This is a genomic window from Devosia sp. Root105, from assembly GCF_001424865.1.
GTDB lineage: Bacteria > Pseudomonadota > Alphaproteobacteria > Rhizobiales > Devosiaceae > Devosia_A.
In genome coordinates this window covers 238,857-252,858 of record NZ_LMCR01000001.1, presented here as the reverse complement: position 1 = coordinate 252,858, position 14,002 = coordinate 238,857, and the positions used below count along the sequence as shown (strand labels likewise).

Genomic DNA, 14,002 nt, shown 5'->3' with positions numbered 1-14,002 from the left:
GGCGCTCCTAAAGGTGGATCGAATGCGAGCCTTCGACGGTCATCCGCTCGATGGCATCGAAATCCCAGGCGATGCCCAGCCCCGGCTTCGATGACGGGATGGCCTTACCATCCCGGATGGTCATCCGTTCAGTCGTCAATTGGTCTAGCTGCGGGATGTATTCGACCCAGCGGCCATTCGGAATGGCGGCGCAGAGCCCGACATGCAGCTCCATCAGGAAATGCGGGCAGACCGCGATGTTGAAGGCTTCGGCCATGTGCGCGACCTTCAGCCAGGGGGTGATGCCGCCGACCCGGCCGACATCGACCTGGATGATCGAGCACGCATGGCGCTCCAGATACTCGCGGAAATGCATCGCCGAATAGAGGCTCTCGCCGATGGCAATGGGGATCGAGGTGTGTTCCGAGAGCCGGGTGTGGCCGGAAATATCCTCGGCGGTCAGCGGCTCCTCGAACCAGCCGATATCGAGCGGTTCGTAGGCGCGGGCCCGGCGGATCGCCTCGTCGACATTGAAGCGCTGGTTGGCGTCGGTGAAGATTTCGAAGCCGGGGCCGACCGCCTCGCGCACCGCCGAAATGCGGCGCACATCCTCGTGGATCGGCCGGCCGACCTTCAGCTTGCAGCCGCCGAAGCCGTCGGCTTTGGCGCGCAGCGCATCTTCGATCAGCGCGGCTTCCTCGAGATGCAGCCAGCCGCCTTCGGTGGTGTAGAGCGGAATGGCGTCCTGCGCGCCGCCGGCGAGGAGATGCAGCGGCAGCCCGAGCTTGCGCGCCTGGAGGTCCCACAACGCCGTGTCGATGGCGGCCAGCGCGATCGAGGTGATGGCGCCGGTGGTGGTGGCGTGGGTGAGGAACAGCAGCTCGCGCCAGAGCTTTTCGATCTCGTTGGCTTCGCGGCCGATAATGGCGGGAACCAGCGTGCGCTTTAAGAGCTCGATCACCGAGTGACCGCCGGTGCCGATGGTGTAGCTGTAGCCGGTGCCGGTGACGCCATCCGCATCGGTGATGCGGACAATCGGGGTCTCCTGCGACACGAAGGACTGGATGGCGTCGACCCGCTTCACCTTGGGTTTGAGGTCGACCATCAGCACTTCGACCCGCGCGATCCGCGCCATGGCTTCCTCCCCGAGGCGATGCGCACACCGGCTGAATCCGGCTTGTTGTGCATATGTGAAAAGACTATTCGTGAGTAAGCACGTGAGGTTTGCGGCGTCAATTGCGCCGAAGGGAGGAAGGCGCGTGGTTCCCCTCGAGGATCTGGAGAAGTACCGCGCCCCGGCCCTCGATAAGGGGCTGGATATCCTCGAGTTGCTGGCGGCGACCGAGGAGAGCCTCAGCCAGGCCGAGATCGCCAAGGCGCTCGACCGCTCGCCCAACGAAATCTATCGCATGCTCGACCGGCTGGTGCGCCGGGGCTTCGTGCGCCGCACGTCCGCGGATCGGTATGAGGTGACGCTGAAGCTGTTCGAGCTGGCGCATGCCCGCCCGCCACTGCAGCGGCTGTTGAGCCAGGCCATGCCGGTGATGCGGCGCTTCGCGAGGGATGCGCAGCAGGCCTGCCATCTCGCCATCTATGACCGCGGCAACCTGGTGGTGGCGGCGCAGGTCGATGGCCCCGGCTACTGGAACGTCTCGGTGCGGGTGGGCTCGCGCATCAGCCTGATCAACACCGGTTCCGGCCATGTGCTGCTCGCCTTCGCCGCGGCCGACGAGCGCCGGCTGATGCTCGAGGAGCAGGATCAGCCCGAGCAGCTGACGCCGGCGCTGGAAGAGCGGCTGACCCGGGTGCGCCAGCAGGGTTTTGAGAACATGCAGAGCCTGCAGATCGCCGGGGTGAACAATCTCTCCGTGCCGATCCTCGGGCCGATGGGCCGGGTGCTGGCAGTGTTCACCTGCCCCTATTCGGAGCGGCTGGACGTCAAGACCGCGCCGGGGTGCGATGCGGCCTTGCAGCTGCTGATCGCCTGCGGCCAGGAAATTTCGCAGCGGCGGAGCTGAGCGTCTGGCGCGAGTTGGCCGAGAATATCGTCCACACTCGATGTCATCCCTGCGAAAGCAGGGATCCAACTCGCAGCCCGCGACAGCGGAGAAATGGGTCCCAGCTTTCGCTGGGATGACACCGGTGGGTGGGAGAGGCCGCCCGCCTGACAAATGAGTTGCAAGGGAGAGACGAGACAATGAAGCGTTATGGGGCGGTGCTGGGGCTGAAGCCCGAGGCGGTGGCGGATTATGTGCGGGTGCATGCCGCGGTGTGGCCGGATGTGCTGAAGCAGATCAAGAACTCCAACATCCGCAACTACTCGATCTTTTTGAAGCAGCCGGAGAACCTGCTGTTCTCCTATTTCGAGTATGTCGGCACCGACTACGCCGCCGATATGGCGGCGATGGCGGCCGATCCGGTGACGCAGGAATGGTGGTCGGTCTGCATGCCGATGCAGTCGCCGCTCGAGACCCGCAAGGATGGCGAATGGTGGGCCTCGATCGACGAGGTGTTCCACACCGATTGAGTGAACCGATGCAGCCCAGGCTCGCCTTCGCCTACGATCCCCAATTCACCGAGCACGTCTTCGCCGCCGAGCAATTGCAGCGGCTGGCGGGCCTCTGCGACATCCTGCGGCATGAGCCGCTGCTCGAGCTCACCTCGCCTGATGCGAAAGCCATACTGGCGGAGACCGAGATCCTCATCACCGGCTGGGGGCCGCCGCAGCTCGATGCAAGCACCCTCGCGTTGGCGCCGAAACTCCGGCTGATCGCCCACTCGGCCGGCTCGATAAAGTACTTCATCGCGCCCGAGGTGGTGGAGCGTGTCGCCGTGACCTCGGCGGTAACCGCCAATGCGGTGCCGGTGGCGGAGTTCACCGTCGCGGCGATCCTCTTTGCCAACAAGGGCGTGCTGCAGTTCCGCGACATCTACCGGCGCGAACGGCGGCACCTGCGTTCGCACCCGCTGATGGCCTCAGGGCTCGGCAACTACCGAAAGACCGTCGGCATTGTCGGCGCTTCACGCATCGGGCTCAAAACCATCGAGTTGCTGGCCCCCTACGATTTCGAGCTGCTGCTGACCTCGACCAGCACCACGCCGGAGCAGGCGGCGGCGCTTGGGGTGGAACTGGTCGAACTCGACGACCTCCTGGCTCGTTCCGACGTCGCCTCGCTGCATGCCCCGGCGCTGCCCTCCACCCGGCACATGATAGACGCCAGGCGGCTGGCGCTGCTGCGCGACGGGGCGACCTTCATCAATACCGCCCGCGGCAGCATCGTCGACCAGGATGCGCTGCTCAGTGAGCTGGTCGCCGGGCGTCTCAATGCGGTGATCGATGTCACCGAGCCTGAGGTGCTGCCGGCGGAGTCGCCGCTTTACGATCTGCCCAACGTGCTGCTGACCCCGCACATCGCCGGCGCCATCGGCGGCGAGCGCGAACGGCTCGGCACGCTCGTCGTCGACGAGGTCGAGCGCTTCGTTCGCGGCGAGCCGCTGCTCTACCGGGTGCCGCACGAGTTGCTGGGGCAACTCGCCTGAGCTTCGTTTGACTGTACCGAACTTCCTGATACAAACGCCCTTCAGCGTTTGGGAGCGTCACGATTCATGAGCCGCAACTTCCTGCTCATCGACCCTGAGGAGAGGCCGGAGGTATTGAAGGCGCTCGCCTCCGAAGTGCGCGTCGCCATCCTCAAGCTGCTGCACGTGCAGGGCGCGATGAACGTCAACGATATCGCGGCCAAGCTTGGCCAGCCGCAATCGACGGTCAGCTCGAATATGCAGACCTTGGTGGAAGCCGGGCTGGTGCGCACCGAGACGCAGAAGGCGCGCAAGGGCAACCAGAAGATCTGCCACAGCCTGTTCGACGAAGTGCTGGTGATGTTCAAGGAGGACATCCGCCCCTTGAAGGCCAATGCCATCGAAGTGGCGATGCCGCTCGGGCTCTATACCAGCTGCGAAGTCTCGGCGCCGTGCGGGCTCTGCTCCACCGAGGGGATCATCGGGCTGCTCGACGTGCCCGATACCTTCCTCGATCCTGACCGCATGAAGACCGGGCTGATCTGGTTCACCCGCGGCTATGTCGAATACCAGTTCCCCAACAATGCCCGGCTGGCGCAGCAGAAGATCACCTCGATGGAGTTCAGCTTCGAGCTGAGCTCGGAAGTGCCCGGCACCAGCGCCGATTGGCCAAGCGACATCACCGTCGGCGTCAATGGCCAGGACATCGGCACCTGGACCTCGCCCGGCGATTTCGGCGACAAGCGCGGCGTCTACACCCCGGATTGGTGGAAGCTGAAGGGCAGTCAGTACGGCAAGCTCAAGAGTTTCCGCGTCAACGGGACGGGGACCTATGTCGACGGCATGAAGATCTCGCCGGTCTCGCTGAAGGACCTCGATCTCGACACCCACCACTCGATCCGGCTCCGGGTCGGGGTGAAGGAAGATGCCAAGCACCCCGGCGGCATCAACATTTTCGGGCGCGGCTTCGGCAATTACGATCAGGACATCGTGCTCCGGATCGAGACGGAGTGAGCAGAGGCGCATAGCGGGTGGCGATGGCGAGCAGGCAGGGAGCCTGTTTCGCGCGACATGCCATTCGCCGCGCACGACTCGCCACCCGCCCCTTGACGCGCCGCGACCTGTTCCATATCAAGCTAGGCGATATAGATCACCAAAGCTGGTGACATGGAGGAGCGTATGCGGGCGACGGTAACGGCGCACAAGGACTATACCATCTCGAAGATCGACGACCGGGTGTACGGGGCTTTCCTCGAACATCTCGGCCGCGCCATCTATACCGGCATCTACGAGCCCGGCCACGCCACCGCCGACAAGAACGGCATGCGCGGCGACGTCGCCCAACTGGTGCGCGACCTCAAGGTGCCGATGGTCCGCTATCCCGGCGGCAACTTCGTGTCGGCCTATAACTGGGAAGATGGCGTGGGGCCGCGCGAGCAACGCCCGACCCGGCTCGACCTCGCCTGGCACACCTCCGACAGCAACGCCGTGGGCGTTCACGAATTCGCCGACTGGTGTGAGCTGGTCGACACCGAGATGATGCTCGCCATCAACCTCGGTTCGCGCGGCCTCGACGATGCCCGCAACTTCCTCGAATACGTCAACGGCCCGACCGGTTCGTACTGGGGCGACCTCAGAAAGAAGAACGGTCGCGCCGATCCGTTCAACGTCAAGCTCTGGTGCCTCGGCAACGAGATGGACGGCCCCTGGCAGGTCGGTCACAAGACCGCCCACGAATATGGCCGCCTCGCCAACGAAGTCGCCAAGACCATGCGTGCCTTCGACAAGAAGCTCGAGCTGATCGTCTGCGGTTCGTCGCATGCGAACATGCCGACCTATCCCGATTGGGAACGCGAGGTGCTCGAGCACACCTACGACAATGTCGACCACATCTCATTGCACATGTACTTCGCCAACCGCGAGAACGAGCGTGCCCTGGCCGAAGGCGGCACCGCTGAGGTGCTGGCCAAGAACACTGCCAACTACCTGGCGCTCAACGAAAAGCTCGACCGCTACATCGCCACGGTGGCCTCGACCATCAGCTTCGTGAAGTCGAAGAAGCGCAGTAAGCACGACGTTTATATCAGCTTCGACGAGTGGAACGTCTGGTACCACTCCAACAAGCAGGATCGTAAGATCCTCGATGGCAATGACGGCTGGCCGCATGCGCCGCGCCTGCTCGAAGACATCTACAACTTCGAGGATGTGCTGCAGGTCGGCCTGATCCTCAACACCTTCATCCGCCGCTCCGACGTGGTGAAGCTCGCCTGTATCGCCCAGCTGGTGAACGTCATCGCGCCGATCATGACCGACCCCAAGGGGCAGGCCTGGCGGCAGACCATCTACTACCCGTACTATTTCGCCTCGGTCTATGGCCGCGGCACGGCGCTGCAGCTGGCGATCAACACCCCCGGCTATGACGCGGAGCACGGCGACAATATCGGCTATGTCGACGTCTCGGGTGTCCACAACCAGGAAGATGGCACCATCAGCTTCTTCGCAGTGAACCGTCACGCCACCGAAGCGATCGATGTCGACCTGAGCCTCGAAGGCTTTGGCGCTGCAACGGTGATCGACCACCAGGTGATGACCCACGCGAACCTGCGCGCCGTCAACACTGCCACCGAGCAGACCAATGTCGCCCCGTCCAAGGGTTCGGGCGCCAAGGTCGACGGCAAGGTGCTGAGTGTGAAGCTCCAGCCCCACTCCTACCAGATGATCCGCGTGAAGGTCTGAGGCCTGCCGCACGGCGGCCCCGGCCGTCGTCCGTCAAGCACCGGTGCGGGCTGACCCCCACCCCTGTCCCCTCCCCCAAACAGGGGGAGGGAGACCAAAACACTGGCATTCGTGAGAGCGTCTCCCTCCCCATGTTTAGGGGGAGGGATCAATGGTGGGGGTCAGCCCGCGCCGGACGTGCATTAGCCTTTGCCCCCATCCGCAAAGCATGATTGGGTCCGCCGCTGCAGCGAGACCCATGCTGTGGCGAAATTGATCAACTACAGCTTCGTGCTCCGCGAGCTCGGCTGTGACGGCTGGGTCGGCTGCGAATACCGCCCGCTGGCCGGGACCAGCGCCGGCCTCGGCTGCCGTTACCGCTGAGGCACATCGTTGGCGCGTCGGCGCGGGCCATCTGAGGGCATCGCCCCGAGTTGCCCCGGCCTGCCCCGAGTGACCAGCTACGCCGGCCGCGGCAGCCCTTCTAGGCTCGATCCACTTGGTCGGGTTCGGGCAGTGGGGCAATGGGGTCTTCGGGGGGTTGGCGGCGCCTGTTCGCCGCAACGCTGGCAGTCGAGCTGTCGCTCGCCATGATGCTGGCGCCGGCACGGGCGGCCGATGTCGACATTTCCACCAGCACCACCACCGGGGTGAACCTCAACCTCTATGCCGGTACCACGGTCGACATCCTCTCGGGCGTCGCGGTCAGCAACACCCTGGGCGGGCCGACGGTAAGCGGCACCGGCACCTGGACGCTTGGCAACCACGGCAGCGTCACCGGGCAGATCAAGCTCGACGGCGCCGGCTCCATGGTCACCAATTCTGGCCTCGTTACCGGCGGCAATGCCATCACGCTGCTCGGCGGCGGCACCGTGGTCAACGAGCTGGGCGCGACCATTAACGCCACCAGCAGCGGTATCAGCATCGGCAAGTTCCCCAGCGGCGGGAACCCCGGCGTCGGCCCGGGCGTCGTCGTCAATTCCGGCACCATCACCCAGGTCGTCGCCGGCGGCGACCTGGTGCTGCTGCAGTTCGGCGGCTCAGTGACCAACACCGCCACCGGCGTGATCACCGGCAACAGTTCCGGCAACGCCGTATCGATCGGCCAGGGCAGCGAGCGCACGGTGATCAACTCGGGCTCGATCATCAACACGCGGCTGACCGGCTTCTCCACCGGCGTGTTCGTGCAGGGTGGGCCGAGCATCATCACCAACAACGCCGGCGCCGTGATCAAGGGCGGCTATAATGGCGTCTATGCCAGCGCCACCGGGGTGCTGACGTTCAGTAATGCCGGCACCGTCGAATCGACCGGCAGCAGCGCCAGTTCCAAGGCAGTGGAGGCGACCGGCGGCGGCACTTTCCTCAACTCCGGCACCATCAGGTCGGCAGCGGGCGACGGGCTCTACCTCAACGCCGCCGGCACGGTGACCAACTCTGGCACCATCACCGGCGCCGTCAACGCCATCAACTTCAACGGCAGCAGCACCCGCACCCTGAAGCTCGATACCGGCTCGGTGCTCAACGGGCTGGTAAAGGGCGGCACCGGCACCGACAACCTGATCCTTCTCGGAACCGGCAGCGAAAGCGTCGCCAAGTTCCTCAACTTCGATACCCTGTCCATGCAGGGCAGCGCCTGGACGCTGAACGACGCCGGCAGCTTTTCGACCAGTGCCGAGGTGCAGGCCGGCGTGCTGAGCATTCTGGGCACGCTCACCAGTCCGACGATCGAGATCCGGGCGCTCGGCACGGTCAAGGGCACCGGCACGCTGGCGGGCGCGGTGAACAATGCCGGCACCGTCGACGTCTCGGCCGGCACGCTGAACGTCAGCGGCAGCTATGCCAACGAGGCGGGCGGCACCTTCAGGGTCGGCGTTACGCCCGCGGCGGCCGCCGGGCATCTCGCCGTCTCGGGCGTCGCCATGCTGGCCGGCGGCACGGTCAGCGTCACGGCCGCGAGCGGCTCCTATGCGCTGGGCAGCGCCTATCAGATCCTCACCGCCTCGAGCGTCAACGGCGCGTTCACCGGCCTCGTCGACGACTCGGCGTTCCTGCAGTTCGTGCTCGACTACGACACACCCGGCGAGGTGTGGCTGCGCGTTTCGGCGATCGCCAACCTCCCTGCGATCGCCGAGACGCCAAACCAACTCGCCACCGCCACCGCGCTACAGGCGCTGCCATCGAGCCCGCTGTTCGATGTCGTGGTGCCGCTGAACACCGCCGATGCGCTCGAGGCCTTCGACGATCTCTCGGGCGAGGTGCATGCCTCACTGTTGCGGGCCCTGGCCGATGCCAGCCGACACCCGCGTGACGTAGGCCTGGACCGGGTCGATGCCGCATTCGCCGCGCTTGCCGAAAGCCAGGTCGGCGCGCGCAACGTCTGGGCCCGCGGCTACGGCGGCGCCGGCACGGTGGATGGCGACGGCAACGCCGCCGGCTTCGACTTCGGTGCCGGCGGCTTGCTGCTCGGCGCTGACGGCTTGGTGAGCCGTGAGGTGTTCCTCGGCGTATTGGCGGGGATCGGTGGGGTCGCGGTCGACCTGCCCGAGCGGGACTCGCGGGCCGAAGCGACCACCTACCAGCTTGGCCTCTATGGCGGCGCGGCGCTGGGCGAAGTACGGCTGGCATTCGGCGCCGGTTTGGCTTCGAACCAGGTGTCGGTGACCCGCACCCCGAGCTTCACCGGCTTCAGCGAGACGGTCACGACGGACTACGCTACGACGACGGCGCAACTGTTCGGCGAACTCGGCTATGCGTTCGAACTCGGTGAGGTGACGCTGACGCCGTTTGTCCGCGCCGCGCTGATCGGCCAGTCGGGCGGGCGTTACGGCGAGAGCGGCGGCAACGCGGCCCTGAGCGGCGCTTCAGAAGACATCGGGGCGGCAGTGCTGACCGCCGGTCTCAAGGCGGCGCGCCGCTTCGTGCTCGGTGATGGCCTGGTGGTCGCCGCTCGCGGCAGCATCGCGCTGCAGCGCACCACCGGCGACCAGCCGACCGCCACGCACGGTTTTGCCGGCGGCACGCCATTCACGGTGAGCGGGGTCAAGCCGGATGACACCGCATTGCTGCTCGAAGCCGGGCTCGGCACCGAGCTGGCGCCGGGCGTGAGCCTCGATCTCGGCTACCAGGGCCAGTTCGGCAGCGCGCAATCGGCCCAGGCGGTGAAGCTCACGCTGTCGGGGAGGTTCTGAGACGCGGCCCCAGGGTCGGTGCGGGCTGCCCCCAGTACGTTCCACCTACTCGATGTCATCCCAGCGAAAGCTGGGACCCAACTCACAGCCTGCGCCAGCGGAAGGATGGGTCCCAGCTTTCGCCGGGATGACATCCGGTGGGGAGGGGAGGCTGAGCATAGCTCCGGCTCGCAGTCAGTTTGTTTCTCTTTTGTTCCCATGCTACAATCGTGGGCGAACAAGGAAAACACCCCATGGCCAATCGAGGCGGGAGCGCCGATCTGCCCTTGCATGGCGGGCGGGTGCCGAAATGGCTGAGCGAACGCATGGCACGGCTCGGCGCGGTGATCTGCCAGGCCATCGTCATGGAATATGGCCGCGACGAGCTGCTGAGCCGGCTGGCCCATCCGTTCTGGTTCCAGTCGTTCGGTGCGGTGATGGGGATGGATTGGCACTCCTCCGGCATCACCACCAGCGTGATCGGCGCGCTGAAGGGCGGCCTCCGGCCGCTGGAGCGCGAACTGGGCCTGCATGTCTGCGGCGGACGCGGCCGGCACTCGCGCAAAACCCCGGACGAACTGGTGGCGATCGGCAACCGCGTCGGCTTCGATGGGGCCGCTCTGGCCAAGGCCAGCCGGCTGGTCGCCAAGGTCGACAGCGCCGCGGTGCAGGACGGGTTCGAACTCTACCTCCACGGTTTCATCGTCGCCGATGACGGTCATTGGGTGGTGGTGCAGCAGGGCATGAAGGGCGATACGAAAACTGCGCGGCGCTACCACTGGCGCTCCGCGGGGCTGCGCAGTTTCGTCGAGCAGCCGCATGCGGCGATCGAAGGAGCGGGGCAGGGGACGATCGTCAACCTGACCGATGTTCGGGCGGCGCGCTCGCGCAGTTCGCAGGTCGATATCTTGGGCGGCATGGGACCGGATGCCATCGTGCGCGAGGTCGGTCGGATCGAGGGGATCGCCGAACCGACGCCGGTGGAAGACGATCAGCTCATGCTGCCGCATCTGGTGATGCCGGAGCACCACGATATCCGCCCCAAGGACGTGATGCTGCGCCGCCTGCACGGCAGCCTCGCCGCGGCGGCCGATCGGGCGCCCGCCGATTTCACCGAGCTGTTGCTGGTGCCCGGCGTTGGCGCGCGCACCGTGCGGGCGCTGGCCCAGGTGGCCGAGGTGGTGCACGGCGCACCACACCGCTTCGCCGACCCGGCCCGTTTCGCCATGGCGCATGGCGGCAAGGACAGCCATCCGTTCCCGGTACCGCTGAAAGTCTATGACGAGACCATCCGGGTGCTGAAATCGGCGGTCGGCAAGGCGAGGCTCGGCCGTGACGAGGAACTCGACGCGATCAAGCGGCTCGACCGGCAATCGCGCCAGCTCGAGGCCGGCGCCACCGGCCCGAGCTTTAACGAGTTCATTGCCGAGGAGCGGCGCCGGTCTCCCGAATATGGCGGCCGCACGGTGTTCGATGACCTGCCCAGCGCTTATGCCCGGGCCAAGATGCGGGTATAGCGATCGGGTCTGACCAGCGGACGCCCGAGAGATCAGCATGTCTACCGATGATCAGTTCACCCTCGTTTCGGCCGAGCAGCGGCCGGACCTGATCCCGGCATTCGCCGAGCTTGCAGCGCCGGTCTGGCCGGCCTTCATCGACGGCGACCGGGCGATCATCGAGTGTTGGGATCGCCTGTTCGATGCCGGCCTGTCCCGCTTCCAGTTCGTCGTGTTGCGCACCGGGCCCCGCGGAGCTGAACAGGTCGTGGCCAGCTCCAACAGCATTCCCTTCGCCTGGGCGCAGCCCGAGGACGATGCGTCCCTGTCCGATGACGGCTGGGATGCGGTGCTCAGCGCCGGCGTGGAGGCCTTTGTCGCCGGCCGGCCCGTCAACGCGCTCTCGGCGCTGTCGATCGTCGTGGCGCCCGAGCTTCGCGGCTCCGACTTGGCCGAGCGTCTGCTGCGCAACATGAAGGCCCGCGCCACAAAGGACGGCTTGCAGGCGCTGGTGGCGCCGGTCCGTCCGACACGGAAGCCGAGCTACCCGCTGACCTCGTTCGCCGACTATCTGGGCTGGACGACCGACAGCGGCGCTCCGTTCGATCCCTGGGTGCGCAAGCACTGGCAACTGGGGGCCCGCATCGTCAAGGTCGCGCCCCGCTCGATGACCGTGGCGGCACCGCTGTCACAATGGACGGACTGGACCGGTCTCCGCTTTCCGGTCTCGGGCCGCTTCCACCTGCCGGGTGGCCTGGCGCCACTCGTCGTCGACTGCTCTGCCGGAACCGGGCTGTATGAGGAACCCAACGTCTGGATGCAGCATCCGCTGGAGCCGTGAGCTGGGGTGCCTGCTCGCGGCCTGCGCCGGATGACACCGGTCACTGGGGAAAGCCGCACTCAAACAGCAGAAAATGAACGGGCCGGGCGGAGACCATCCGCCCGGCCCGCACTCAATACCGCCGACGATCAGTCGAAGAAGCCGGCGTCCTCTTCCTTGAGGTAGCGCTTGGCCGCCTTGGCATCGATGTCGAGGCCGAGGCCGGGGCCCGGCAAGAGGTCGACATGGCTGTCGACGACGATCGGTCCGGAGGGCAGGCCCGTGACGATCTCGTTCCAGAACTCGTCGGAGGCCGACGGATACTCGAAGGCGATATAGTTGGCCGGCAGCGTGGCGCAGACATTGATCAGCGCGCCGAGACCGAGCAGGCCATTCGCCGTGCCGTGCGGCGCCATCATGATCGAGTGCATATAGGCGTGCTCGGCCACCCACTTGAGCTCGGCAATGCCGCCGATATCGGCCGGATCCGGACCGACGACGCGCACCGCCTGGGTCTCGATCAGTTCCTTGAAGTTGTGGCGCAGGTAGATCTGCTCGCCGGTATGGATCGGCGTGGTGGTGGAGTTGGTGAGCTCACGATAGGCCTGCGGGTTGACCCACGGCACGTAGTCGCCGGTGAGCATGTCCTCGAGCCACATGATGTTGTATTTTTCGACGGCATTGGCGAACTTGATGGCGTCGTTGAGGAACCAGCCGGGGCCGCAGTCGAGCGCCAGGCTCACTTTGTCGCCCAGCGCTTCCTTCATCGCGATGACGCAGTCGAGCAGGTAGTTGAAGCCGTGCTCGGAGATCTGCCCCTGGTCCATGGCGCCATGGTAGCCGGCCTTTTTGCCGATCGGGCCATAGTGGAAATCGGGGTAGCTGTCCTTCTGGCTGGAATGGAAGCTCAGCCCCTGCTTGACCATGAAGAAGTTCTGCGGCTGCTCGGCCATCCACTTGACGTCGGCGGCGAAATCCTCGGGCCGGTCGCCCGAGCGCTTGCGGCGCACCGAACCGTTATAGACCCGCACCTTGTCGCGCACCTTGCCGCCCAAGAGCTTGTAGGCAGGGACACCCGCTGCCTTGCCGGCAATGTCCCACAACGCATGCTCGATCACCGACACCGCCGCTCCATAGGGCTTGAAGCTGCCGCGCTGGCGGATTTTCATCATGCAGCGCTCGACGTCGGTCGGGTCCTCGCCGATCAGCGCGTCGCGGAAATGCAGAATGAACGGCTTCAGGTAGGTCTTGGTGTATTCCACCTCGCCGATGCCGTAGATGCCCTCGTCGGTGACGATGCGGACGATCGGATGCTTGCCGATAACGGCAACGCGCAGGTCGGTGATCTTCATGATAACTCCTCGTGCCTGCCGGGCGGCAGGCGTCTCCCAATCTGGCCGCCGGGGAGGCGGCCCCTCAAATAACTTTCGGCCGGGGGGACGGACCTTCCGCTGGCCCCCAACGCCCTATCGGCGCAGGCTCCTCTGGGCGACGCCCATTTGCTCGATAATGTGGCGCCCCGAGCCCTCGACGTGGCGGGCAACAACCGCGGCGGCGCCATCGGCGTCCTGCGCCCGGATCCGATCGATCAGGTCGCGATGCTCGCGCAGCACCGATTGGCGACGGCTCAGCGAGGTCGGAAAGCGCCGGCTGATGGCGCGCAGGATCTCGCGATGCTTCCACCACAGTTCGGCGGCGTGGCGGTTGTAATGGCGGTCATAGATGAACTGGTGAAAGCGGGTGTCGAGTCGGCCATGCAGCATCGGATCGGCAAAGTTCAGCGCTTCGATTTCGGCCTGGATGCGCTCCAGCTCGAGGATGTCGGCGTCCGAGACGATCGACACGAACCAGCGGGTCAGCGCCGGCTCGATCAGCATCTCGATCTCGATGATGTCGCGCACGAAATCGGCATCGATCGGCCGCACCCGCGCCCCGCGGTTGGGCTCGATCAGGACGAAGCCTTCGCCACGCAACTGCTGCAGCGCTTCACGCACCGGATTGGTCGAGGTCTGGTAGTGCTCGGCAAGGTCCGCGACCTTCAGTCGCTCATTGGGCCCCAACCGTCCCGAAACGATGTCCTCGCGGATCATCTCGTAGACGGAGGCCTGCTGCTCGAGGGTTTCCTCGGGCTGGTCCGACTTGACGGTCACCTCGCTCATTGGTTCTGTTTATGCAGCTTTTTTGGGCAAGCCAAGCCCCGTTCGCACGCAAAGCGCGCAAAATAATGTACGACTTTGGTGATGTTGACATACACCAGTTTTGCTGGAAATCTGCCATACCAGTTGGGAAAAGCCGGCGCCAAGCCC

11 protein-coding genes are annotated in these 14,002 nt (G+C 65.6%); 8 read left to right on the top strand and 3 right to left on the bottom strand.

The features are described 5' to 3' along the window. Nucleotides 1-7: 7 nt before the first annotated feature. Complete coding sequence (locus ASC68_RS01215) at nucleotides 8-1,114, bottom strand: mandelate racemase/muconate lactonizing enzyme family protein (protein WP_055873537.1); 1,107 nt, start codon at nucleotides 1,112-1,114, stop codon at nucleotides 8-10. Between the two features lie 124 nt (nucleotides 1,115-1,238). Between ASC68_RS01215 and ASC68_RS01210 the strand changes: the two genes are divergently transcribed. From ASC68_RS01210 to ASC68_RS01175, 8 genes are all read left to right on the top strand, one after another. Next, nucleotides 1,239-1,997: an IclR family transcriptional regulator gene (locus tag ASC68_RS01210; protein WP_055873534.1), complete on the top strand. Its 759-nt coding sequence runs from the start codon at nucleotides 1,239-1,241 to the stop codon at nucleotides 1,995-1,997. Nucleotides 1,998-2,176: 179 nt separating this feature from the next. Continuing rightward, nucleotides 2,177-2,506: an L-rhamnose mutarotase gene (locus tag ASC68_RS01205; protein ID WP_055873531.1), complete on the top strand. Its 330-nt coding sequence runs from the start codon at nucleotides 2,177-2,179 to the stop codon at nucleotides 2,504-2,506. A gap of 8 nt (nucleotides 2,507-2,514) precedes the next feature. Then, nucleotides 2,515-3,519, top strand: coding sequence for a hydroxyacid dehydrogenase (locus ASC68_RS01200; protein ID WP_055873528.1), 1,005 nt, complete (start codon nucleotides 2,515-2,517; stop codon nucleotides 3,517-3,519). Nucleotides 3,520-3,585: 66 nt separating this feature from the next. Beyond that, nucleotides 3,586-4,512, top strand: a complete 927-nt coding sequence (locus tag ASC68_RS01195; protein ID WP_055873525.1) for a metalloregulator ArsR/SmtB family transcription factor — start codon at nucleotides 3,586-3,588, stop codon at nucleotides 4,510-4,512. 165 nt (nucleotides 4,513-4,677) lie between these two features. Further along, nucleotides 4,678-6,234 carry an alpha-N-arabinofuranosidase gene (locus ASC68_RS01190; RefSeq protein WP_055873521.1) on the top strand — a complete coding sequence of 519 codons (1,557 nt, stop codon included), beginning with the start codon at nucleotides 4,678-4,680 and terminating at the stop codon, nucleotides 6,232-6,234. A gap of 503 nt (nucleotides 6,235-6,737) precedes the next feature. Next, nucleotides 6,738-9,401 carry an autotransporter domain-containing protein gene (locus ASC68_RS01185; RefSeq protein ID WP_055873518.1) on the top strand — a complete coding sequence of 888 codons (2,664 nt, stop codon included), beginning with the start codon at nucleotides 6,738-6,740 and terminating at the stop codon, nucleotides 9,399-9,401. Nucleotides 9,402-9,634: 233 nt separating this feature from the next. Then, entirely contained in the window at nucleotides 9,635-10,897 is a 1,263-nt protein-coding gene (locus ASC68_RS01180) for a DUF763 domain-containing protein (protein ID WP_055873515.1), read from the top strand. A gap of 37 nt (nucleotides 10,898-10,934) precedes the next feature. Beyond that, complete coding sequence (locus ASC68_RS01175; RefSeq protein WP_055873512.1) at nucleotides 10,935-11,717, top strand: hypothetical protein; 783 nt, start codon at nucleotides 10,935-10,937, stop codon at nucleotides 11,715-11,717. A gap of 128 nt (nucleotides 11,718-11,845) precedes the next feature. Here ASC68_RS01175 and ASC68_RS01170 read toward each other — a convergent pair whose 3' ends face one another. After that, nucleotides 11,846-13,048, bottom strand: coding sequence for a mandelate racemase/muconate lactonizing enzyme family protein (locus ASC68_RS01170; protein WP_055873511.1), 1,203 nt, complete (start codon nucleotides 13,046-13,048; stop codon nucleotides 11,846-11,848). Between the two features lie 114 nt (nucleotides 13,049-13,162). Then, nucleotides 13,163-13,855, bottom strand: a complete 693-nt coding sequence (locus ASC68_RS01165) for a GntR family transcriptional regulator (RefSeq protein WP_055873509.1) — start codon at nucleotides 13,853-13,855, stop codon at nucleotides 13,163-13,165. Between the last annotated feature and the right edge of the window lie 147 nt (nucleotides 13,856-14,002).

Bases quoted from the DNA above. Each gene is read 5' to 3' on its own strand.
- ASC68_RS01215 (WP_055873537.1), bottom strand. From the start codon at position 1,114: ATGGCGCGGATCGCGCGGGTCGAAGTGCTGATGGTCGACCTCAAACCC.
- ASC68_RS01205 (WP_055873531.1), top strand. From the start codon at position 2,177: ATGAAGCGTTATGGGGCGGTGCTGGGGCTGAAGCCCGAGGCGGTGGCG.
- ASC68_RS01200 (WP_055873528.1), top strand. From the start codon at position 2,515: ATGCAGCCCAGGCTCGCCTTCGCCTACGATCCCCAATTCACCGAGCAC.
- ASC68_RS01195 (WP_055873525.1), top strand. From the start codon at position 3,586: ATGAGCCGCAACTTCCTGCTCATCGACCCTGAGGAGAGGCCGGAGGTA.
- ASC68_RS01190 (WP_055873521.1), top strand. From the start codon at position 4,678: ATGCGGGCGACGGTAACGGCGCACAAGGACTATACCATCTCGAAGATC.
- ASC68_RS01185 (WP_055873518.1), top strand. From the start codon at position 6,738: ATGGGGTCTTCGGGGGGTTGGCGGCGCCTGTTCGCCGCAACGCTGGCA.
- ASC68_RS01180 (WP_055873515.1), top strand. From the start codon at position 9,635: ATGGCCAATCGAGGCGGGAGCGCCGATCTGCCCTTGCATGGCGGGCGG.
- ASC68_RS01175 (WP_055873512.1), top strand. From the start codon at position 10,935: ATGTCTACCGATGATCAGTTCACCCTCGTTTCGGCCGAGCAGCGGCCG.
- ASC68_RS01170 (WP_055873511.1), bottom strand. From the start codon at position 13,048: ATGAAGATCACCGACCTGCGCGTTGCCGTTATCGGCAAGCATCCGATC.
- ASC68_RS01165 (WP_055873509.1), bottom strand. From the start codon at position 13,855: ATGAGCGAGGTGACCGTCAAGTCGGACCAGCCCGAGGAAACCCTCGAG.